At 48.9% G+C, this 20,819-nt stretch carries 18 protein-coding genes, 1 pseudogene and 1 riboswitch; of the genes and pseudogenes, 11 read left to right on the top strand and 8 right to left on the bottom strand.

The window, feature by feature from the left end; translation table 11 throughout:
• Positions 1-258 precede the first annotated feature (258 nt).
• The gene (locus ABD734_RS11185) at positions 259-651 is read left to right on the top strand and encodes an ArsR/SmtB family transcription factor (RefSeq protein WP_344704338.1); all 393 of its coding nucleotides are present in this window, start codon (positions 259-261) and stop codon (positions 649-651) included.
• A complete protein-coding gene (locus tag ABD734_RS11190) occupies positions 648-3,191 on the top strand; it encodes a heavy metal translocating P-type ATPase (RefSeq protein ID WP_344704340.1) in 2,544 nt (847 codons plus the stop codon). The genes ABD734_RS11185 and ABD734_RS11190 overlap by 4 nt, the downstream gene beginning before the upstream one ends.
• A 46-nt stretch (positions 3,192-3,237) precedes the next feature.
• Here ABD734_RS11190 and ABD734_RS11195 read toward each other — a convergent pair whose 3' ends face one another.
• Entirely contained in the window at positions 3,238-4,401 is a 1,164-nt protein-coding gene (locus ABD734_RS11195; RefSeq protein WP_344704342.1) for an acyl-CoA dehydrogenase family protein, read from the bottom strand.
• Between the two features lie 395 nt (positions 4,402-4,796).
• On the opposite strand from ABD734_RS11195, the gene ABD734_RS11200 reads away from it, so the two are divergent.
• Positions 4,797-5,168, top strand: a complete 372-nt coding sequence (locus ABD734_RS11200; protein ID WP_344704344.1) for a M20 metallopeptidase family protein — start codon at positions 4,797-4,799, stop codon at positions 5,166-5,168.
• 21 nt (positions 5,169-5,189) lie between these two features.
• Positions 5,190-5,810, top strand: a pseudogene (locus ABD734_RS11205) (M20 metallopeptidase family protein); the annotation flags it as partial.
• Between the two features lie 54 nt (positions 5,811-5,864).
• Here the strand turns inward: ABD734_RS11205 and ABD734_RS11210 are convergent.
• Together ABD734_RS11210 and ABD734_RS11215 are read right to left on the bottom strand one after the other, a co-directional pair.
• On the bottom strand, positions 5,865-7,091 hold the full coding sequence (locus ABD734_RS11210) for a hypothetical protein (protein ID WP_344704346.1): 1,227 nt from the start codon (positions 7,089-7,091) through the stop codon (positions 5,865-5,867).
• Between the two features lie 181 nt (positions 7,092-7,272).
• Entirely contained in the window at positions 7,273-7,779 is a 507-nt protein-coding gene (locus ABD734_RS11215; RefSeq protein ID WP_344704348.1) for a peroxiredoxin family protein, read from the bottom strand.
• Positions 7,780-7,908: 129 nt separating this feature from the next.
• On the opposite strand from ABD734_RS11215, the gene ABD734_RS11220 reads away from it, so the two are divergent.
• Positions 7,909-8,568, top strand: a complete 660-nt coding sequence (locus tag ABD734_RS11220) for a haloacid dehalogenase type II (RefSeq protein WP_344704350.1) — start codon at positions 7,909-7,911, stop codon at positions 8,566-8,568.
• 83 nt (positions 8,569-8,651) lie between these two features.
• Here the strand turns inward: ABD734_RS11220 and ABD734_RS11225 are convergent, their stop codons facing one another.
• The 3 genes from ABD734_RS11225 to glnA form a co-directional block, all read right to left on the bottom strand.
• Positions 8,652-9,401 (bottom strand): SDR family NAD(P)-dependent oxidoreductase, encoded by a 750-nt coding sequence (locus ABD734_RS11225; RefSeq protein ID WP_344704352.1) that lies wholly within the window; start codon positions 9,399-9,401, stop codon positions 8,652-8,654.
• 26 nt (positions 9,402-9,427) lie between these two features.
• Positions 9,428-9,862 carry a MarR family winged helix-turn-helix transcriptional regulator gene (locus tag ABD734_RS11230; protein WP_344704354.1) on the bottom strand — a complete coding sequence of 145 codons (435 nt, stop codon included), beginning with the start codon at positions 9,860-9,862 and terminating at the stop codon, positions 9,428-9,430.
• Positions 9,863-9,998: 136 nt separating this feature from the next.
• Complete coding sequence (gene glnA / locus ABD734_RS11235; RefSeq protein ID WP_344704356.1) at positions 9,999-11,333, bottom strand: type I glutamate--ammonia ligase; 1,335 nt, start codon at positions 11,331-11,333, stop codon at positions 9,999-10,001.
• Positions 11,334-11,598: 265 nt separating this feature from the next.
• Between glnA and ABD734_RS11240 the strand changes: the two genes are divergently transcribed.
• Together ABD734_RS11240 and ABD734_RS11245 are read left to right on the top strand one after the other, a co-directional pair.
• The gene (locus ABD734_RS11240) at positions 11,599-13,128 is read left to right on the top strand and encodes an AbgT family transporter (RefSeq protein WP_344704358.1); all 1,530 of its coding nucleotides are present in this window, start codon (positions 11,599-11,601) and stop codon (positions 13,126-13,128) included.
• Between the two features lie 19 nt (positions 13,129-13,147).
• Positions 13,148-14,317: a M20 metallopeptidase family protein gene (locus ABD734_RS11245; RefSeq protein ID WP_344704360.1), complete on the top strand. Its 1,170-nt coding sequence runs from the start codon at positions 13,148-13,150 to the stop codon at positions 14,315-14,317.
• 55 nt (positions 14,318-14,372) lie between these two features.
• On the opposite strand, the gene ABD734_RS11250 is transcribed toward ABD734_RS11245, so the two are convergent.
• Positions 14,373-15,665 (bottom strand): Na+/H+ antiporter NhaC family protein, encoded by a 1,293-nt coding sequence (locus ABD734_RS11250; RefSeq protein ID WP_344704362.1) that lies wholly within the window; start codon positions 15,663-15,665, stop codon positions 14,373-14,375.
• A gap of 80 nt (positions 15,666-15,745) precedes the next feature.
• Positions 15,746-15,843: riboswitch (SAM riboswitch) on the bottom strand.
• A 90-nt stretch (positions 15,844-15,933) separates the two neighbouring features.
• Positions 15,934-16,953, bottom strand: coding sequence for an NAD(P)/FAD-dependent oxidoreductase (locus tag ABD734_RS11255; protein WP_344704364.1), 1,020 nt, complete (start codon positions 16,951-16,953; stop codon positions 15,934-15,936).
• A gap of 111 nt (positions 16,954-17,064) precedes the next feature.
• Here ABD734_RS11255 and ABD734_RS11260 point away from each other — a divergent pair, with 111 nt between their 5' ends.
• The 4 genes from ABD734_RS11260 to ABD734_RS11275 are packed head-to-tail and all read left to right on the top strand — an operon-like array spanning position 17,065 to position 20,814.
• Positions 17,065-18,036 carry an ABC transporter substrate-binding protein gene (locus ABD734_RS11260; protein ID WP_344704366.1) on the top strand — a complete coding sequence of 324 codons (972 nt, stop codon included), beginning with the start codon at positions 17,065-17,067 and terminating at the stop codon, positions 18,034-18,036.
• A 16-nt stretch (positions 18,037-18,052) separates the two neighbouring features.
• Positions 18,053-18,868, top strand: coding sequence for an ABC transporter ATP-binding protein (locus ABD734_RS11265; protein WP_344704368.1), 816 nt, complete (start codon positions 18,053-18,055; stop codon positions 18,866-18,868).
• On the top strand, positions 18,858-19,829 hold the full coding sequence (locus ABD734_RS11270) for a FecCD family ABC transporter permease (protein ID WP_344704370.1): 972 nt from the start codon (positions 18,858-18,860) through the stop codon (positions 19,827-19,829). The genes ABD734_RS11265 and ABD734_RS11270 overlap by 11 nt, the downstream gene beginning before the upstream one ends.
• A complete protein-coding gene (locus ABD734_RS11275) occupies positions 19,822-20,814 on the top strand; it encodes a FecCD family ABC transporter permease (RefSeq protein ID WP_344704372.1) in 993 nt (330 codons plus the stop codon). The genes ABD734_RS11270 and ABD734_RS11275 overlap by 8 nt, the downstream gene beginning before the upstream one ends.
• Positions 20,815-20,819: the final 5 nt, after the last annotated feature.

Here is a 20,819-nt window from a genome sequence, read left to right on the forward strand (position 1 = left end):
TGTTTTGTTAACATCCCCTCTCTTTTAGGTATCAGTGATGAAATGGTGCAGTCCCACGTATCCACGCTGCTCGCGGCCACGGCAGAGATTAAACAAGGCTTTGATTGAACAATTGTCTGAAATGACTCCAGTCTTTATGGGGTCGTTTTTTTTATTACGCACATAAATCATTCAAACATCCATTTGAATATATTCATTGACACCTTTCCTGCATGCAATTAAAATATAATCAAACGATCATTTGAATGAGGTGTGGACATGAATGATACTTTAAATAAAGCAGTACCCGATACATGTGAAACATTCTGTTATGATGAAGCGCTGGTCAACCGCATTCAGCCGCGTGTCGAAGAGGTGGCGGGTGTAGAACTGATCTTCAAATCGCTGGCGGATAAAACGCGTATGAAGATTGCCTATGCACTTACTCTCGAAGAGGAGCTCTGCGTCTGTGATGTGGCGAATATCATCGGGGCGACGACTGCCTCTGCTTCACATCACCTAAGGCTTTTAAAAAACATGAATATAGCCAAAAGCCGGAAGGATGGGAAGCTGGTATTCTATTCATTGGCTGATGACCACGTGCACCAGTTGATTTCAATCGCCCTGGTGCACTCGAATGAAGAAGCAGTTAAAGAGGGGGCGGACAGATGAAGCAGGCACTGAAAGAGCGTGAATCAGAAAACTCAGCATGCTGCAGCGGAGGGGCGACAGAAGTAAAAGAGCAAAGCCTAGAAGAAAAGAACTGCTGCTCATCTACTGCAGAAAAGGCTGAGGAAACATCCAGCTGCTGTTCTTCCACTCCGGAAGCGAGTGAGAGCACCTCGAGCTGCTGCAGTTCTGGAAACGATAAAAGTGCTGGAGCTTTAGAGAGAGAATCTGCTGCTCCTCTGAGTTCTGTAGAATACCGCATCGAGGGGATGGACTGTCCTTCTTGTGCTGCAACCATAGAGAAAAGCTTGAAGAAAAGGCCGGACATTGAATCGGTCCAGATTAATTACAGCACCGGAAAAATGACAGTAGCGGCGAACGGACCGAGCGTCCATGATGAAATACCCAAGCAAGTCCATAAATTGGGTTTTGAAGCGGCGCAACTGAATAAAGGCCGCGGCACTGAAACATATAAGGTGGAAGGGATGGATTGCGGTTCCTGTGCGATGACCATTGAAAAGCATCTCGGCAAAAACCCGAACGTTGAAGAGGTGAAAGTCAACTTTTCCACCGGTAAAATGCATGTCAACCACTCACTGCAGCCGCGGGAGATCATCAAAGAAGTGAAGCGGGCAGGGTTCGATGCATCATTGGAGGAAAAAGGGCAAAGTGAAACTTCTGCCGTAAAACGAAAAAGTGTACTGACGACCACGTTATCTGGTACTTTCCTGATTCTTGGTTTCATATTATCGTTTACTGGTACGCCAGAAAACATAGTGACGCTGCTTTATGCAGCTGCCATCGTCATTGGTGGAGTGAAACCAGTCAAGAGTGCATACTATGCCATCAAGAGTGGCTCATTGGATATGAACGTTCTGATGGCTTCAGCTGCCATTGGCGCCGCGCTTATCGGCGAATGGTTTGAAGGTGCGATGGTCGTGTGGCTGTTTGCTTTAGGAAATACATTGCAGAACAGATCCATTGAACGGACCCGAGATTCCATCCGTGGACTCATCAATTTGGCACCATCGGAAGCGAATGTTAAAAGTGGGGACACCCTTATATCCAAACCTGTAGAAGAGATTGATGTCGGTGACGTCATCGTCATAAGGCCGGGCGAAAAGATGCCGCTTGATGGTGAAGTGATGGCAGGCTCTTCGAGTGTCAACCAAGCACCGATTACAGGTGAATCGCTCCCTGTCGATAAAGAGCAGGGGGATACTGTCTACGCAGGGACGGTCAATGAAAGTGGCTCGCTAGAAGTCACGGTGACGAAATTGGTTGAGGACACGACGATTGCCAAAATCATCCACCTAGTCGAAGAGGCACAGGAGCAGAAAGCCCCGACGCAGGCATTTGTTGACCGGTTTGCGAACGTATATACACCGATTGTCTTCATTCTTGCATTGCTTGTAATGGTCGGACCGCCGCTATTTGGGTTTGGAACATGGGGTGAATGGCTCTATAAAGGACTTGCACTGCTTGTCATCGCCTGTCCATGTGCCCTAGTCATATCGACACCTGTAGCAATCGTTTCGGCGATCGGTAATGCAGCGAAGAACGGTGTGCTGATTAAAGGTGGCACATTCCTTGAAAAGGCAGGAGCCATTCAGGCGATTGCATTCGACAAGACAGGTACATTGACTGAAGGACAGCCGAAAGTGTCCCAAGTCGTTTCTTTCGAAAAAGATTCTGAGACACTTCTCAGCATCGCCCGCACGATAGAAGCACATTCCACCCATCCGATCGCCAAAGCGATCATCGACTATGCTGAAGAAAGAAATATCGGCACTAAGCCTGGCGAAGATTATAGAACCATAGCCGGTAAGGGTGCCCAAGCGACGATAGACGGTTTGGAGTATTTTGCAGGAAACCCTAAGTTATTCAGGGAGATGGGTGTACAGCTCGGCAATATGGAAGAGCAAATCGATACATTACAGGCTGCAGGTAATACTCTAGTCGTAGTGGGGACGCGTTCAGAAGCACTCGGCTTGATTTCAGTCGCTGATACAATCCGCGATATCACGGTCCGGTCGATAGAGAAACTCAAAAACATGGGCATGAGCGAAATGGTCATGCTGACCGGGGACAACCAGGGAACCGCAAAAAATATTGCGGATGAGACAGGCATCGACCGCTACTTTGCAGAATTGATGCCTGAAGATAAAGTTTCAGCTGTGAAGCAACTTCAGGATGAAGGACGCTTCGTTGCGATGGTCGGGGATGGCATCAATGATGCGCCAGCACTCGCAACCGCAGATCTCGGCATCGCCATGGGCGGTGCTGGAACGGACACTGCAATGGAGACAGCAGATATCGTGCTGATGGCAGATAACCTTGAACAACTGCCGCACACTATCAGCCTGAGCCAGAAAGCATTGCGCATCATCAAACAGAACGTCTGGTTCTCACTGCTGACGAAATTCGCAGCACTGGCATTGATATTCCCAGGCATATTGACGCTCTGGATGGCAGTGTTGAGTGACACGGGCGCAGCACTCATTGTCATATTAAACAGTATGCGCCTGCTCAGACAGAAATAGTTGGAAATATAAAAGGAGAAAGCCGACGGCTTTCTCCTTTTTGTGTTTAATCGTCTTCATTGATCTTGCTGATGCTGCTTTTGGCCAGGCCGATCATCACCATGTCGTCCATTGGTGGATTATGGATGCCGGCGCGCACGTTGCGGTAATGCAGCTGTAGGTCGCTGTCCTCTGACAGGCTCTTTGCTCCGACGACACGCATCGCAAGGTCGACTGCATCGACCGCTTTGTTCACAACCGATGTCTTGACCGCACCGAGCGTACCACCCATCTCAGCACGCATCTCCTCATCACTTTCGTCCCACTGTCTGGCGACGGAGTAGAGGAAATGCTCTGCTTCCATCAACATCAATTCAATTCGGCCAAGTTTTTCCTGGACGTTCGGCAGTTCTGAAATAGTGCCTTCAATGCTGTTTGGCGAATAGGATTTGGCGAACTGTACAGCAGAACGCTGTGCCGCACGTGCGATGCCCAAGTAGCAAGCGGGTATATGGAGCAGCCATCCAGCTGGCTGCTTCCTACCCGGTGTTCGGTAGGATACGAGGTCATCTTCCTCGACTGTCACATTCTCCAGCAGGAGGTCGTGGCTGCCGGTCGCACGCATGGCGATCGAATTCCATGTTTCATCTACTGTAATGCCTTCGAGGGCAGTGTCGACGGTGAAGTTGCCGACCTCATCACTACCTTCGATTGTTGCACTGACTATGGCATATTTAAGTGCCGGGGACAGCGTGGCGAATGTTTTGCGTCCGTTCAGGATCCATTTGCCATTCTTTTTCCGTGCTGTGGTTTCGGGCCTGCCTCCGCGCGTCGGGCTGCCGGTCGCCGGTTCTGTGGCAATATTGTTGACGAGGGCCCCGTCATTTAAAACATCGTGGACGACGCGTCTGTATTTTTCCGTATCCCACGCACGCTTCTCACCGATGTCCATGATGATGCCCATATGCCAGCCGATGGCCAGTGCAGTGGCACCGTCATAACGGGCGATGATCTCCTGGTGCTGCATCAGTTCCTCGACCGAAATGCCTCCGCCACCATATTCTTTCGGGATGGATAATTTGTGATACCCGATTTCTTTCAACGCTTCAAAATTCTCGAAAGGAAAGCTGATGTTTTCATCATGCATCCGCGATGTCTCCCTGAATCGCTTGGCGGTCTCACGAGTCAGAGCCAGGCGGCTACTTTGATCTAATGCTTGCAATGTATCCATATAATGCGCCTCCTATAAAGCATACCTTGCTAGTAAGATTTAATTCATCATACTACCATTGTACTTCTCAATTGAATAAAATAAAGCGCTTTGCTTATTCTTCCATTTTTCTTATCTTGGTGCATACAAATATTTCAAAGGTGTCTTGTCACGAAGATGGAATGTTTGCGAATAGATCAAAATATGATATTATTATCAAATAATACAGACTTTTCAGTAAAGTGGGGATGTCAATGACAATCGATCCAGAAATCATAGAAGAGGTAGTAGCGTTCAGGCGTGAACTGCATCGCAATCCAGAGCTGAGCAGCGAGGAGCATGAAACATCGAGGCGGATCCGGTAAAGACTCGATGACATTGGCCTGCCGTATACATGGGGCTATGCCGGCACCGGTGTGCTTGGGGTTATTGAAGGGGGGAAGCCTGGACCGGTCATTGGACTCAGGGCAGATATTGATGCATTGCCTATAACGGAAATGTCAGGGGAACCATTCTCTTCCGAAAAAGAAGGTGTAATGCATGCATGTGGCCATGATGCCCACACGGCGATGCTTTATGGCACCGCCAAAAATCTGCTTAATCGAAGAGAAGAAATCGAAGGTACCATCCTGCTGATCTTTCAGCCTGCTGAAGAGCAGTCCCCGACTGGTGGGTCGCAGCGCATGATAGATGACGGGGTGTTTGACGAGTACAAACCGGAAGTGCTGATCGCCCAGCACGTCTGGCCACAGTTGCCCCCAGGTGAATTTGGTGTCATGGCCGCCTGATCCCGTCACTCTGATCGTTTTAAGATAAGAGTGACGGGATCAGGCGGCCATGCTGCGATGCCCCATGACACCACAGATGCCATAGCGGCGGCCAACCAGATTGTCACAGCGATCCAGACGATAGTCAGCAGGAATGCGGATCCTTTCGATCCGGCGGTCGTGACAATCGGCAAATTCAATGCTGGATCACAATATAATGTCATTGCTGAAACCGCTTTATTGGAAGGCACAATCCGTACTCAAAGCGCGACTATGAAGCATAAAGTCAAGAAGCGATTCTTTGAAGTTGTGGAGAATGTCTCGGCTGCTATGGGGGCAGAGGTTGAAATCGAATATTTTGACGGATACCCGGCGACTGTGAATGACCGTAAATGGGCGGGTCAAGTCCATACAACGCTTTCTGGTCTATACGGTGAAAAAGCGTTGCCTGATCTCAAGCCGAGCCTTGGGGGAGAAGATTTCAGCAGATTTCTGCAGAACTATCCAGGTGTATACTACTGGCTTGGGAGTTCAACAGGGGATACCCAGAAACCACTTCATAATCCTTCATTCAGGTTTAATGAAGATGCGATTCCCTACGGAATCGAAGGCATGACAGAAGTCGCCCTGGATACACTCCGGACATTGAAGGAAGGTAAGTGATAAAAAAATCCCCAACCATCAGCTGGGTACATTCCGCTATGGTCAGGGAGAACATTAATTATTTTCGTCTTCATCTTCACCTTCATATTCTTCACGTTGTGCTTTTTCCTTTTCTTTTTCCTTCTCACGCTGCTTTTTGATCTTTTCATGGCGCTGGCGCTGCCGGTAGCCATATGTGCTGTCCAGAACAACTTGCTCGTCTTCGAAAGCGGAACCGAGTCCCCCGATGAGGGTCGAGATGCTGGCTGCAGTCCAGGCGATGATGAGAAAATCGAAGATGGTGATGTCGCGCGATAATTGGGTTTCGAGCCCACTTGGCGGAACCAGCATGAAGGTGGTCACTAAAAATAGGACGAAAAGCAGCGCATAATACATCAGTACAGTCAGCAGCAATGTGAAGAAAGTCGAAGCATTGTTCATTTTGCGTATGAATTTGTTGTTATTTTCATCTTTCTTCTCCCAAAGCTGGTGGGCCATGATAATCCATCCGACAAGGGCTAGAACGGCTGCGAACATTAGGAGGAGAAGGCGAACTACACTGTACTCATCGCTCAATTTCCACAAGGTTGGAAATACTAGGGCATATGACCCGGTTGTGAAGGCGATGATCAGTATCTTCAGGAATGAAGGGAACATCTTCCAAGGCTCATTAGCGAAAACCATACCAGAAATGATTCGGAGCATGCCGCTCATGCGCGATTTGACGGTATAGCGGACGGCAACCCCAGCATCTTCCTCGACAGGCCTTTCACGGATAAGGGGAGAAAAACGTTCGAACAATCGACCTCCGATAAGTTCGCGCGAACCTTTATTGCGCAGCGCATCGTATTTCTGTGGACCTTTCGAGTCGATATGTTCTTGCGCCTCTTCACGTGATGAATCGGATGTACCATAATAGATCTCATTCACCAGCTGCAATATAGCTTCCCGTACCCGTTTCTCCATTTTGGTGAATCCGAATCCCGGTAGGCTGATGAAGCCAACATTTTTATCTCTCAATGCTTCGGCGACCACCGGTTTCTCGTCTTCAAAAACTGGCAGATCAGTCAAGGCGATGGCGTAATCCCAATCCCCCTGGTCTTTCTTATCCGACACAGCTTCTATTACCTTGTATGAATCGTTCGTTCCTCCGGTCAGGATATCCTCCTGATAATCGATATACCACTCATATTCATCTGTAATGTAATATTCGAGCATATCGGGCAGATTATCTATAAGATTTGCACTAACTCGGCCGGCGATGCCAGGTGCTGTGAATAATGCGATACTGATTCTCTCCATATGTCCGGCTCCTATCGTTTAAACATTCTTTTTATGTATATAACCATAATGACAAAAGATATGCTTTATGTATATGATTTATTAGCATTTTTGAAGACTGGCCGCTATGGTCGGCTAAGGAACTGAACAATGAAAAAACCCACCCCGGATAAACTCTAGGGTGGGTGTCTGTGGACAATCATCATTTTAGGTTTTTTCTGATATATTGGATGATTTTACGCAGTTCTTTTGGATGCGGCCGGCCGAATGGGCTCGTCTGTTTCTGCTGGTACATCAGTCTGCCGCTTTCGTCCGTCAGGAAGTAGGCTGGCTCTGGGTGTTCACCATGGTCCTCATATGGCGTATCTTTCCCATGATAGTGCACACCATATTTATCTAGGAATTCATAGTCGTCATCGACGAGCACCGGGAAAGTGAACCCATGATCGTCAACCATTCTTTCGAGATCTTCTTTGTCGTCGTGCGTGATGGTGATCAAGTTGATGTTCTGCTTGTCGAAGTAGCTTTTGCTTGCTTCGAATTCATCCAATTCTTCCATGCAAGCCGGGCACCATGAGCCGCGGAAATACACGATAAGATGCCAATGGTTGCCTTTTTCCGCTAAAACATCAGAAAAGGTCACTGTTTTTCCTTCAAGGGATTCGAGTGAGAAGTCCGGTAATTGTTCATTCAGTTTAAACTGTGGCATTGTTGCTCCGCCCCTTTCTATCAATTCATATTACATGGCTAAGAATTCTATTGTCCAACACTCTGCCTGTTGGTTTTCTGGCAGAAGAATAGGGTAGAAGTGCATCATAAGATACTCGAGGAGGCAATTATGATGATAAAGGCATTGGTGTTCGATGCGTACGGAACGCTTTATGACGTATATTCCGTAAAGACTGCCTGCGAAAAGCTATTTCCAAAAAAAGGGGAATCAATCAGTATATTATGGCGAAAAAAACAGCTGGAATACTTTTTCCAGCGTCAGCTGATGGGACGTTACCGGCCTTTCGATGAACTTACAGAAGATGCCCTAGTGTTTGCCTGTAAAGCAGAAGGCGTAAAGCCATCACAGAAGGAAATCAAGGGATTGATGGATGCCTATCTGGACCTCGAGCTGTTTGAAGAAGTCGAGGCAGTGCTTGCTGAATGCAAGGGGGTACAGCGAGTCATCTTTTCGAACGGGTCTCCAAATATGATCCATCCACTAGTTTCGGGCTCACGGATCGAACCTCATATCGACAAGGTCATCAGTGCAGATGGCATAAAACAATATAAGCCGGCTGCCCCTGCCTATGCCTACGCCCTTGATCAGCTTGGCGTCACCCGAGATGAGGTATTGTTCATGTCTTCCAACAGTTGGGATATTATGGGCGCAGCAAGCTTTGGTTTCCATACAGCATGGATCAATCGTGCACGCAGTCAACCTGACAACCTGGATATACAGCCGGAGAAGGCCTATACGGATCTGAAAGGAATACTTGAGTGGCTTTAGATGTAGAAGAACCAATAGACACCCCCCATCCAACCGGATGGGGGGTGTCTATTGGTTCTGATATATAGCTAGGGCAACTCAAATTAGTATAGTTTAGTGGAACCACCATCGACCATAATCGTCTGCCCAGTGATGTAGTCGGAGTCTTCACTCGCCAGGAAGACAGCTGTTTTGCCGATGTCATTTTGAGGATCACCAAGGCGGCGCAATGGAATGGCATTGACCATTTCTTCATATTGCTCAGGGTCGCTCTTACTCCATGCTTCAACACCTTCAGTTTTGGCGATCGGCGAAATGATGTTGATGTTGATGTTGTCAGGGCCCCATTCGTTGGCTGCAACGCGGGTCATGCCACGGATGGCTTCTTTGGCTGCCGCATATGCGGTCTGGGTCGGCTGACCATTGATGCCAGCACCGGAAGCGAAGTTGATGACTTTGCCTTCACTTTTCTTCAAGTGCGGGTGACATGCTTTCATGAAGTGGAAAGTCGGGTAGAATCCCGTATTGAATGACAGGTCGAACATATCGAGTGTTGTGTCCATCAGCATGGCTTGCTTGGAGGCATGGGCATTATTGACAAGGATGTCGATGCCGCCAAATTTATCTACAACACTGTCGACGACAGATTTGACATTTTCTTCTTTTGAAATATCTTTGATGATCAACATACCTTCAGTGTATTGATTGATCTCCTCGAGTGTCTGCTGACCTTTTTCTTCGTTGATATCCACGATGGTGATATGGGCGCCTTCTTTTGCCATAGCAAGTGCGATTCCGCGTCCGATGCCGGATGCACTTCCGGTAATGATGCCTACTTTACCTTTCAGTCTCATAATCAAGCTCCTTTTAAATGATAGTTTCAACAGTCGTCGTCCATCAGATGATGAAGCAGTTTCTTCTGTATGCTGAGATACTGGTTGAGTTCGTCATCAGTGAGTACAGAGTAGAGAGTCTCCCGCATCTTCAGCCCATGCGTATGTGCCTCTTCCAACAAGATTCTGCCGGCGTCTGTTATAACGAGTTTGCTGACACGCCTGTCGCCTTCCTGGGTACAGCGTCTCACATATCCTGACTGTACCAGCTTGTTGGCGATGCCTGTCATGGCACCTGTAGTATAACCGAGCACGCGGGCGAGTTGAGAGGGCATCTGGGCGCCTTCTTCACCTAGACGGTTGAGTACGATGATCTGCGACACGCTGATGTTACGGTTGAACGTCTTCAAATAATGGACAACGGCCTTATCGCTCAGCATTTCCGAAATGTGGATAAGTTCGATAAATGTAGAATGCTTCATGATAAACGATCCTCCTTTAAATGAAAATTCTTCCTTGATTCCATTATAGCATGAATCATCTTATCAGTAAGATATTTAGCACTAAGATATATATATGCAAGTAAAAACCGCCTGTTTATAGGCGGTTTCCACTTTTTTAGTAATGCTTCAGATACTCATTGAGTTCCCAGTCGGTGACTTGTGCGCTGTATATTTTCCATTCGAGTGATTTGTTGTCATGGAACTGCTTATATATGTGATTACCGAGTGCTTCTTGGATGACGGTATCCTCTTTAAGCGCTTTAAGTGCGGTGTAGAGTGTCGTCGGCAAGTCTTCTACATTTTCGACTTCCCGCTGTTGCTTCGTCATTTCATAGATATTTGCATCTACGGGCGTGTCGAGTTCGGTTTCGTTTTTGATGCCGTCAAGCCCGGCATTCAAGACGACGGCTGTCGCGAGATACGGGTTGGCGGAAGGATCCAGGGAACGTACTTCCGCCCGTGTCGCAGCCCCGCGGGTGGAAGGTATGCGGAGGAGTGGTGAACGGTTGCGTCCGCTCCATGCGATATAACGCGGTGCTTCAAAGCCTGATTGGATGCGCTTATAGGAATTTACAAGCGGGTTGCACACGGCAGTATAGCCTCTAGCATGATTGAGCAAGCCCGCCATGAAGTGGCGCATCTCTTTACTGAGACCGAATTCGTCATTCTCATCATAGAAGGCATTTTTGCCATCCTTGAACAATGAAACATTGTAGTGCATACCACTGCCTGACTGGTTATCGATTGGTTTCGGCATGAATGTGGCATGCAGATTGTAACGTCTGGCAACAGTTTTAGCGACAAGCTTGAATGTCTGTATATTATCGGATGTAGTGACTGCATCTGAGTATTCGAAACTGATCTCCTGCTGGCCTGGGGCATTCTCATGGTGGAACATTTCGATATCAAAGCCCATCTCTTCAAGTGTACGTGATATTTCCCGACGGCATTCCTCACCGTCATCCATCGCGGCCAAGTCAAAATAGCCACCTTCGTCGCTTGGCTCGGTTGTAGGTTGGCCGCCTTTATCCAACTTGAACAGGAAGAATTCCGGTTCTGCACCAAGATTGAACCTGTCATAGCCCATCTCTTGCATTTCATTGACTACACGCTTCAAATTCGAACGGGGATCTCCTTCGAACGGCTGTCCATCAATGCAGTAGACATCGCAGATCAGTCTGCCGATCTTAGTATCATCTTGTGACCAGGGGAAGATGACCCAAGTATTCAGGTCGGGCTTAAGATACATGTCGGACTCCTCCAGGCGCACAAAACCTTCAATGGAAGAACCGTCAAACATCATTTCTCCGTCCAATGCCTTATCCAGTTGGCGGGAAGGGATCTCCACGTTTTTGATGTGACCCAAAATATCTGTGAATTGAAGCCTGATGTACCTCACATTTTGTTCCTCAGCCATCTTTAGAATATCTTCCCTCGAGTACTCGGTCATAAAATTAACACACTCCTATGTTATTTGGTGCCGACCTTACAATCGACACGTTTCTATACATGTTTACCTCAACAATGGGGTGTCCAAACATTGAGACTGAATTTTTATCGAATAATTCTGATGGTTACCAAAGGGCTTCGAATATTCGAGGTGTTATCTTCTCAACCATCTATTTTTAGAATATTAAAATAACCGTTGTGATTTCCTTTGATATTTGGAATAATGAAACTATTGTCAAAAATTCTAACTGAAGGGGCGGTGTTTTATGGAAGATAATCAGAAGAAAGGCCTGTTCAGCCGCTTTCTCGATATCGTCGAGCGGGTCGGAAACAGGTTGCCCGACCCGATTGTGCTCTTTATCATACTCATGTTCATCATCCTCGGTGCATCATTCGTTGGGGGCATGATGAATTGGGAAGCTGAAAACCCAGCGGATGGTGAAACGATCCAAGCGGTGAACCTGCTGAATGGAGAGGGGATCGTCCGCATATTCACTGGAGCAATCACGAACTTCAGTGAATTTCCCCCACTTGGCATGGTGCTGGTCGTCATGATCGGTATCGGCATCGCCGATAAATCAGGCTACTTTGAGACTGCAATGAAACGTGCGATCGAAGTGTCGCCGAAGGCGCTTATACTCCCGGCCATTATCCTCGTCGGCATACTCGGCAATGTCGCCGGTGATGCAGCGCCGATCATCCTACCACCCATCGCGGCGATGGTGGTCATGAAGCTTGGCTATCACCCCTTTGTCGGGCTGGTCATGGCTTATGCCGCCTCTCTAGGGGCATTTGCCGCCAACCTCATCCCAGGCATGACGGAGGCGCTGGCGATTGCGTTCACAGAACCTGCGGCCCAGCTGATTGCGCCGGATTACACAGGCAATATATTGATGAACTACTATTTTACAGCAGTTGCGACTTTCTTCCTGCTGTTCATCGTCTATATCGTAACCAAGAAAATCACGGTGCCTCGCCTCGGTACATATGAAGGGATGGAGACGGCTGATCATCAACCCCTTGAAAAGAAAGAAATTACAGCGTTGCGGTGGGCCAATATTTCTGCGTTGCTGACTTTCGTTGTATTCATGATTTTTCTGTTGCCGGAAAATGGGATTTTCCGTAATGCTGAGACAGGCTCAATCATCCAGGAATCTCCTTTTATGGATTCGATCATTTTCATACTGACCATCTTCTTCTTTGTGCCTGGCTTGGTCTATGGAATGAAGGCGGGCACCATCCGGTCGACCAGGGATTTCGGCGGCATGCTCGGCTCGGCGATGGGGACGATGGGAAGCTACATCGTGCTAGTCTTCTTCGCCGCCCAGATGCTCGCTTATTTCAGCTGGAGTAATCTGGGGCCGATCATTGCGATAAAGGGTGCGAATTTACTGGAAGCGGCGAACGCCTCCGGCATCCCGCTCATCATCGGTTTTATCCTATTGGCTGGTCTCATCAACCTGCTCATCGGCAGTGCTTCTGCAAAGTGGGCAATTCTGGCTCCGGTCTTCGTCCCGATGTTCATGCTGCTTGGTTTCGATCCGGCCTTCACCCAGATGCTCTACCGGATCGGAGATTCATTTACGAACCCGATCACTCCAATGCTGCCGTACCTGCCATTGCTGCTGGCTTTTGCGCAAAAGTACGATAAGGATGCAGGACTTGGTACTTTGCTGTCAGCATTGCTGCCATATTCGATTGTATTATTCTTCGCTTGGACGATCTTGCTGATCGTATGGTATTTGATCGGCATCCCTCTAGGCATTGATGGGCCGATCTACTTGCCTGAAAAATAATTATCAAGGAGGAAATGAAATGAATGTCAATCAAGAGATAGAAGCAGTCATGGGAGCAGTCAAAGAATGGAGAAGGGAGATGCATCGCCACCCGGAAGTATCGTTTCAGGAAGTCTGGACGAGCGGATATATTGAAGAAGCCCTTTCTGGAATGGCGGGGATTGAAGTATCACGGCCGACTGAAACAAGTGTCCTCGGCGTGATAAAGGGCGTTCATCCCGGAAAAAAGATTGGATTGCGGGCGGATATCGATGCACTTGAAATTCAGGAAGAGCGTGAAGACATCGATTTTGTGTCTGAAAATGAAGGGGCAATGCATGCGTGCGGCCATGATGGCCACGCCGCCATATTGCTCGGGGCAGCAAAGGTGCTGAGCAAAAATGTTGATCAGCTGCATGGCACCATCTATCTGATTTTCCAACATGCTGAGGAAGTGCCGCCGGGAGGGGCACGGGAAATGATGGCGACTGGGCTTTTCGACGAACTCGATTTCATTTATGGCCAGCATCTGTTCACACCGATTCCAACCGGCAAAATTGGCGTCACCAATGGTGCAGTCACGTCCAATTCAGATACGTTCGAGCTTAAGATTCAGGGGAGCGGCGGGCATGCCTCCCAACCTGAAAACGCAATAGATCCTGTGGTGATAGGCAGTCAGATTGTCGCCCAGTTCCAGAGCATCGTTTCGCGGATTACCTCACCGCTGGATTCCGTGGTCATCTCTACGACGAAATTCAATGCAGGTACCGCAAAAAATATAATCCCTGATAGCGCGATGCTTGAGGGCAGTGTCCGTACTATAGACGGAAATACACGGGAGCTGGTTAAAGAGCGGATGGAAAAAGCCATCGAAGGAGTTTGCAGCATGTACAATGCGACTTTTAATTTTGCCTTCAACTATGGGTATTCTGCTGTCATCAATAACCATGATATGACAGACCGGGTCAGGGAGATTGCAGTGGCGGAATTCGGTGATGCCATCTTTGAATACCCGATGGCCATGGGCGGAGAAGATTTCTCGGCCTTCTCACAGAAGATTCCAGGGACATATGCCTTCATTGGAGCGGGCAACCGCGAGAAGGATATGGAATACCCCCACCACCACCCCAAGTTCGGCATCGATGAAGACAGTTTCAGCGATGGGGTCAAAATGATGGTCCTTGTCGCCTTGAACATGGGCAAACACTAAAATAAAGCACCCCCTCCATGCGCTGATGACGCATGGAGGGGGTGCTTCAGTTACTTCAGGCATTCAATTTCTTCGGAAAGCCGATGGCGATGGCTATAATGCCTGAAATGAGCAGCATCGCTGGATAGATGGCGAACGGTATAAGGGCGATTGGGGAAATGCTGGCCAGTCCGGCCGCCGCAAGCATCTGGGCACCATAGGGGATGACGCCCTGAAATGCTGAGGCGAAGATGTCCAGGATGCTGGCGGATTTCCTGCGGTCGACACCATACTCATCAGCAATGTCGCGGGCGAGGGGCCCTGTGATGATGATTGAGATCGTATTATTGGCCGTACTCAGGTCGGTGACGCTGACCAGGGTGGCAATACCGAACTCAGCTCCGCGCCTGGTATGGATCCTTTTTGTAATGAAGTGGAGCAGATAGTCGATTCCACCGTAGTGCTGGATAAGTGCGATAAGGCCACCGATCAATATCGTGATGACGGCAATCTCCTGCATGTTGCCGATACCCTCGCCGGCGGCAGCTATCAGGGAAGTCACTGTATAGGCTCCGTCGGCAAGGCCGACTATTCCGGCAAACACTATACCGCTCAAAAGGACAAGCAGTACATTGACGCCTATCAGCGCGATGATAAGGACGAGAAGATACGGCAACACCTTCAGTAGACTGTAGTCTCCATCACTTCCAGCGGCTGCAGATTGGCCGGATGAAATGAACCATAGTATGATCATCGTAATTATGGCCCCGGGCAGGACGATCAGGAAGTTCGTTTTGAATTTGTCGACCATCTTCACTTCCTGGGATTGGGTCGAGACGATGGTCGTGTCGGAGATGATGGACAGATTATCCCCAAACATCGCCCCGCCTATAACCGTCGCTACAGTCAATGCCAAGGCGAGATCGGTCTGTCCCGCAATGCCAACGGCGATCGGGACCAGAGCGGCAACCGTACCGGTTGACGTACCCATTGAGATGGAGATGAAGCAGGAGATCACGAACAGGCCGACGAGCAGAAGGCTACTTGGCAGGAAGGCCAGCCCGAGGTTGACAGTCGAGTCGACGGCCCCCATATTCTCTGCAACTTGTGAAAAAGCGCCGGCAAGCAGGAAGATGATGACCATCAGCATGATGTTCTCCTGACCGGCACCTCGGGTGAGCACGGCAATCTTATCATTCAGGCGTTCTTTTGGTTTGAGCAGCATGGCCGCTATGATGGCGATGATCACCGCGACGGTGATCGGCATGGCGTAGAAGTCTTGCGCCACGATGCCGGTTCCAAGGAAAAGCAGTACGAAAATGAGCAGCGGCAATAGTGCGAGGGGATTGCCCCGGGTATTTTTCATCATGATTTATCACTCCATATGGTTGATGGTTTGAGAAAATAAAAAGGCCCTCTACATATAGAAGAAGAGGGCGATGATATCTCTTCTTATCTTTCAAGCATGACGCTTCTGGAATTGGCACAGACCCTTGGGTGTTGCCGAGGCTTCAAAGGGCCAGTCCCTCCACCTCTCTGGATAAGAAATTTCTCGATTTAATTTTAATCCACTCTACCTTCTTTTAGTTGGAGTGTCAATAGTGTGCGGCTGATGCCTCACGATGGGCCTGCGGCCTTTATCGTCTGTTTTTGATGAGCTGTCTGTTCTTTTCTTTGAATATATCGTTATGGGAAGAGACCATGCCTTCTGCTGGTGCGTCGGATTGAAGGAATTTCTTAGCATGATTCGCAGCTTGTGCCGCCTCTGTAAAGCATCCTGCAATGAGGTGTACTTTATCGTCGTAGGTGATCTGGTCGCCACATGCAAATAATCCCGCTACAGGTGTATCGACGATGTCATCAGTCAATATCATCTGGTGGTCGTTTAATGGAATTTCTCCACCCAGTGCATCGAGGAATGTGCAGTTCGATTCATATCCATGGCTGACCAGGACATCGTCGACATCAATCGTGAGGCCATTGGACAGGCGGACAGCGTCGATTTCCTCTGTTGTCTCATCAGGGATGAGGGCGTCGATCTGGCATTGTGGACACATATGGAGGTTTTCTTTCTTATGGAGGGAGGCGATCATCGCCTCGTGCCCCTTCATTTCCTCGCTCCGGTAGACCAGGGTGACGGATGATGCGATATTGCACAGTGCTTCTGCCCAATCTATGGCAGTGTTGCCGGCGCCAGAGATGAGGATGTCACGCCCCCTGAAGCGGTCAAGGCGTTTGACTGTATAGTGGAGGTTGCTGAATCCACCGGACTCCGTGCCTTCAACTGTAAGTTTGACGGGCGAGAAGATGCCCCGGCCAGAAGCGACGATGAGCGTACGGCTGAATAGCGGTCCTTTGTCTGTAGCCACCTCAAAATAATCCTCATGTTGGTGGATTGCTTCACATGTCGTCGACACATGGATGTCCGGATCAAAAGTCTTTGCCTGATCTATCATCTGTTGGCGGATCTGTTCGGCAGGCGCAGGCGCCACACCTCCGATATCCCACACCATCTTTTCCGGATAGATGTTGAGCTTCCCTCCGAGTTCAGGGTGATGGTCAATGAGCTGTACGCTCATACCGCGCAATCCTGCATAGAAGCTGGCATATAATCCAGCTGGCCCGCCTCCGATTATGAGTGTGTCGGAAATTTTCATAATATTTCACCCTTGATTGTTGAAATTTGCTTCTTGGTCATTTATTATAAAGTCATTGAGAATGATTATCAATCTTCAATGCTTAAAAATTTGATATGGGCAGGTATATATATGAAGAAAAGACTTGGATTACTCATGGTTTTCATAGTAATGCTGATGGCAGCATGCGGAAGCGGGGACGATGCTTCCTCAGAGTCAGCCTCTAATGGAGAAACATCTGACGCGAAAGAAGAAACTTCAGAATCCGGCGCAGAGGGTAAAGAGATGGTTTCCTATACGACCGATGCGGGAGAAGAGATTGAAATACCTGAAGATCCACAGCGCATCGTCGTTTTGGCGACAAGTTATTTCGGTAACTTGATGCAGATGGATGCAAATGTAGTGGGTGTACATTCGCGCGTTACGGAAAGTGAAGTGCTGAAACCTTATACTGAAGATATAGAACTGGTCGAGGAGGGGAACGTCGAGCAGGTCATGAGCCTCAATCCCGACCTGATCATCGCCTTCAACTCAGATCAGAACCTCGATAAACTAAAATCCGTGGCACCGACGATTCCGATCGACTATGCCAAGTGGAACTATCTGGATATCCATAAGGAGTTGGCTGACATTACAGGCAACGAGGATAAGGCCGAGCAATGGATGGAAGAATGGGATTCTAAAACGGAGGAAGCCCGACAGAAAGTTGAAGAAGCCGTGCCTGAAGGTGCCACCGCCACAGTCATGGAACAGTTTGCCAAAGATATCTATGTATATGGTACAAACTGGGGACGCGGTACAGAAATCATCTACCAGGAGCTCGGCATGGAAGTCCCTGAAGCGGTCCAGGAAGAAGTGGTGGAGACAGGCTGGAAAAAGATATCAGCTGAAGAAGTGGAGAAATATGCAGGAGATTATATATTTGTCGGAACGGGGGATTCGGGCGCAGATAATGCATACCGCGAAACAGAAGTGTGGAATAATCTCGACGCCGTTCAAAATGACCAGGTGATCGAATTCGATTCTCCGACATTCTATTACAACGATCCCTACTCACTTGAGCACGAGTTGGATATCATCGTTGAAGAATTGACGAAAAAATGATGGGCAGGTGTCGTACATGACGCATGTAGAACTGAAGGATATAACGATCGAGCTTAATAACCGGACCATCCTGAACCATATCGATATGGAACTGATGGAAGGGAAGGTTACGACCATAATAGGGCCGAACGGGTGTGGCAAATCGACCATGCTGAAGACGATTTCGAGGATCATTTCTGCAAAGGAAGGCGGTGTCTACATCAATGATATGGATATCCGTCAGATGAAATCCAAGGACATCGCCAAAAAGGTCAGCATCCTATCGCAGAAGAATAGACTGCAGTACGATGTCAAAGTGCGCGATCTTGTCAGCTTCAGCCGTTATCCACACCTCAAACGGTTCCAAAGTCTGAAGCCGGACGATTATAAGATAATCGACTGGGCATTGAAGGAAACAGGCGCCATTGAATTTGAAGGGCGCATGATGAGTGAACTTTCAGGCGGACAGTCCCAGCGCGTCTGGATAAGTCTGCTGCTTGCACAGGGGGCGGATGTACTGCTGCTTGATGAGCCGACGACATATCTCGATATCCACCACCAGCTGGAAACTTTGAACATCGTCAAGAGGCTGAACGAGGAGACGAAACAGACGGTCGTCATGGTGCTTCATGACATCAACCATGCCATCAAGTATTCCGACCATCTTGTCATAATGGATGAAGGGAAAATCATCAGAAGCGGCCATCCAAGTGATGTCCTGACCAATGATATCCTCAATGAAGTCTTCAATATAAATGGTACGATTGCCATCGATCCTGCAACTGGAAAGCCGATCATGACAGATTATGAGCTGTTCTGCGAGACGGTAAAAGGTGTCCAGGATGGATCGTAGATGGTACCCGTTGCCCATCTTTATGATGGGCATTATTTTGTCCTTCATCCTCTCGATGATGTATGGCACGAATGCATACAGTCCAGGGACCGTGGCGCAGGTCATCTTCAATCTGGACATGACCGACCAGGTCCATCAGATTCTCTATGAAATCCGTATGCCGAGGGTGTTGGCGGCACTGGTCGCCGGTTTCATGATAAGCATATCCGGTCTTATACTGCAGTCTGTGACACATAACGATCTCAGTGAGCCGAGCATACTGGGCATCAATGCAGGGGCCAACCTTGCGATCATCGTTGCGGCGCTCGCGTTGCCGACACTTCCCTTCATTGGGGTGATGGGCGCTGGATTTATCGGGGCGATGTTAGTGGGCTCGGTCATTCTCTCGGTCACCCGCTCAAAGTCTCCAATGCATCTCATTCTTGCCGGGGCCGGAATCAGTCTGTTGCTTTACGCTGTAACAGATTTCTTGGTTATCACCTTCAACCTGGGGCAGTACATCGCCTTCTTCACGGCCGGAGGGGCAGCAGGTCAATCGCTATCCAACATAATTCTCATCCTGCCGGCTGCACTGCTGTTGACGGCAGTGCTCCTATTCTTGTCAAAAGAGCTGGATGTCCTGCTATTTGGAGATGAAATGGCGACATCGCTCGGGCAGAATCAGGCGTTCTACCGGCGCGTTACACTGACGCTTGCAATCATGCTGGCAAGCATGGCCGTGGCGATGGTGGGCAACGTCGTCTTCCTTGGACTGCTGGTGCCGCATATCGTCAAGATGACATTTGGCAACCTACACCGCTTCACCATCGTCTATACAGGCATGACGGGTGCCATGGTGTTCGCGATATCGGATATGCTCGCGCGCATATTCAATGAAGCACCCGTCAATGCAATCATCGCCATGATCGGTTTGCCGTTCTTCATCTATATCATCAGGAAGCGGGGTGACCAGTATGCGTAACCGGACAAATTTCATCCTGATCATCTTGATGCTCATGGCTATTGTGGTGCTCCATCTACTGACCGGTACATACAGTCTGAGCGTGGATGACCTGCTCAAGCTTGTAGGTGGACGTGCGGAGGAAGACATCAAACTGGTGCTGTTCGATTTCCGGCTGCCGAGGATCATCATTACTCTAGTCTGCGGCGCTGCGTTGGCACTGAGCGGGCTCATACTGCAGGTCATTTCGAAAAATGGATTGGCCGACCCCGGAATCATCGGTATCAATGCAGGAAGCGGATTCGGGGTCGTACTGTACATCTTGTTCGTCAGCGGCTCGATGAGCCAATCCCTGTTCGCGCTGCCTCTGATGAGTTTTCTCGGTGGATTAGCGACCGTCCTGATCATATTTTTCCTGTCATTCATCGGTGGAACTTTCAAAAGCAATATATTCATCCTCATCGGCATCGCCACCGCAATGGGCGTGACCGGTTTCGTCTATGTCTTCACCTCCATGTTCGATGAGTCCCAGATGGAGATGCTCAACCGTTATTTTGCAGGCAATATATGGGGGGACACATGGCCATTCGTCCTTGTTTCCGTGCCGTACATCATGATTGTGGCCAGTGTCGTCTTTTTCAAGATGAGGGAGATGGAGATGTTGAATTTGGATGATGAGATGCTGATTGGGCTTGGCATGAACGTAAGCCGGGAGAAGGTGATCCTGATCATCTTGTCGGCCATGCTCTCGAGCCTTGCGGTGAGTGTCAGCGGGGCAATCAGCTTCGTCGGGCTATTGGCCCCGCACATTTCCCGGCTGGTATTCGGCCAGAATATGAAAGTGCTGTTCGCCTCCACCCTTATGATGGGTGGTGTACTGCTGACGGGTGCTGACCTGCTCGGCAAAGTACTGCTCGCGCCGGTCATCATTCCAACGGGTATCGTGGTCGCCTTGATCGGAGGCCCATACTTCCTGCGGCTGCTGCTGAAAGCCAGACAAATCTGATTGGA

The sequence above is a fragment of the Salinicoccus jeotgali genome (assembly GCF_039538805.1).
GTDB lineage: Bacteria > Bacillota > Bacilli > Staphylococcales > Salinicoccaceae > Salinicoccus > Salinicoccus jeotgali.

Bases quoted from the DNA above. Each gene is read 5' to 3' on its own strand.
- ABD734_RS11185 (WP_344704338.1), top strand. From the start codon at position 259: ATGAATGATACTTTAAATAAAGCAGTACCCGATACATGTGAAACATTC.
- ABD734_RS11190 (WP_344704340.1), top strand. From the start codon at position 648: ATGAAGCAGGCACTGAAAGAGCGTGAATCAGAAAACTCAGCATGCTGC.
- ABD734_RS11195 (WP_344704342.1), bottom strand. From the start codon at position 4,401: ATGGATACATTGCAAGCATTAGATCAAAGTAGCCGCCTGGCTCTGACT.
- ABD734_RS11210 (WP_344704346.1), bottom strand. From the start codon at position 7,091: ATGGAGAGAATCAGTATCGCATTATTCACAGCACCTGGCATCGCCGGC.
- ABD734_RS11215 (WP_344704348.1), bottom strand. From the start codon at position 7,779: ATGCCACAGTTTAAACTGAATGAACAATTACCGGACTTCTCACTCGAA.
- ABD734_RS11220 (WP_344704350.1), top strand. From the start codon at position 7,909: ATGATGATAAAGGCATTGGTGTTCGATGCGTACGGAACGCTTTATGAC.
- ABD734_RS11225 (WP_344704352.1), bottom strand. From the start codon at position 9,401: ATGAGACTGAAAGGTAAAGTAGGCATCATTACCGGAAGTGCATCCGGC.
- ABD734_RS11230 (WP_344704354.1), bottom strand. From the start codon at position 9,862: ATGAAGCATTCTACATTTATCGAACTTATCCACATTTCGGAAATGCTG.
- glnA (WP_344704356.1), bottom strand. From the start codon at position 11,333: ATGACCGAGTACTCGAGGGAAGATATTCTAAAGATGGCTGAGGAACAA.
- ABD734_RS11240 (WP_344704358.1), top strand. From the start codon at position 11,599: ATGGAAGATAATCAGAAGAAAGGCCTGTTCAGCCGCTTTCTCGATATC.
- ABD734_RS11245 (WP_344704360.1), top strand. From the start codon at position 13,148: ATGAATGTCAATCAAGAGATAGAAGCAGTCATGGGAGCAGTCAAAGAA.
- ABD734_RS11250 (WP_344704362.1), bottom strand. From the start codon at position 15,665: ATGATGAAAAATACCCGGGGCAATCCCCTCGCACTATTGCCGCTGCTC.
- ABD734_RS11255 (WP_344704364.1), bottom strand. From the start codon at position 16,953: ATGAAAATTTCCGACACACTCATAATCGGAGGCGGGCCAGCTGGATTA.
- ABD734_RS11260 (WP_344704366.1), top strand. From the start codon at position 17,065: ATGAAGAAAAGACTTGGATTACTCATGGTTTTCATAGTAATGCTGATG.
- ABD734_RS11265 (WP_344704368.1), top strand. From the start codon at position 18,053: ATGACGCATGTAGAACTGAAGGATATAACGATCGAGCTTAATAACCGG.
- ABD734_RS11270 (WP_344704370.1), top strand. From the start codon at position 18,858: ATGGATCGTAGATGGTACCCGTTGCCCATCTTTATGATGGGCATTATT.
- ABD734_RS11275 (WP_344704372.1), top strand. From the start codon at position 19,822: ATGCGTAACCGGACAAATTTCATCCTGATCATCTTGATGCTCATGGCT.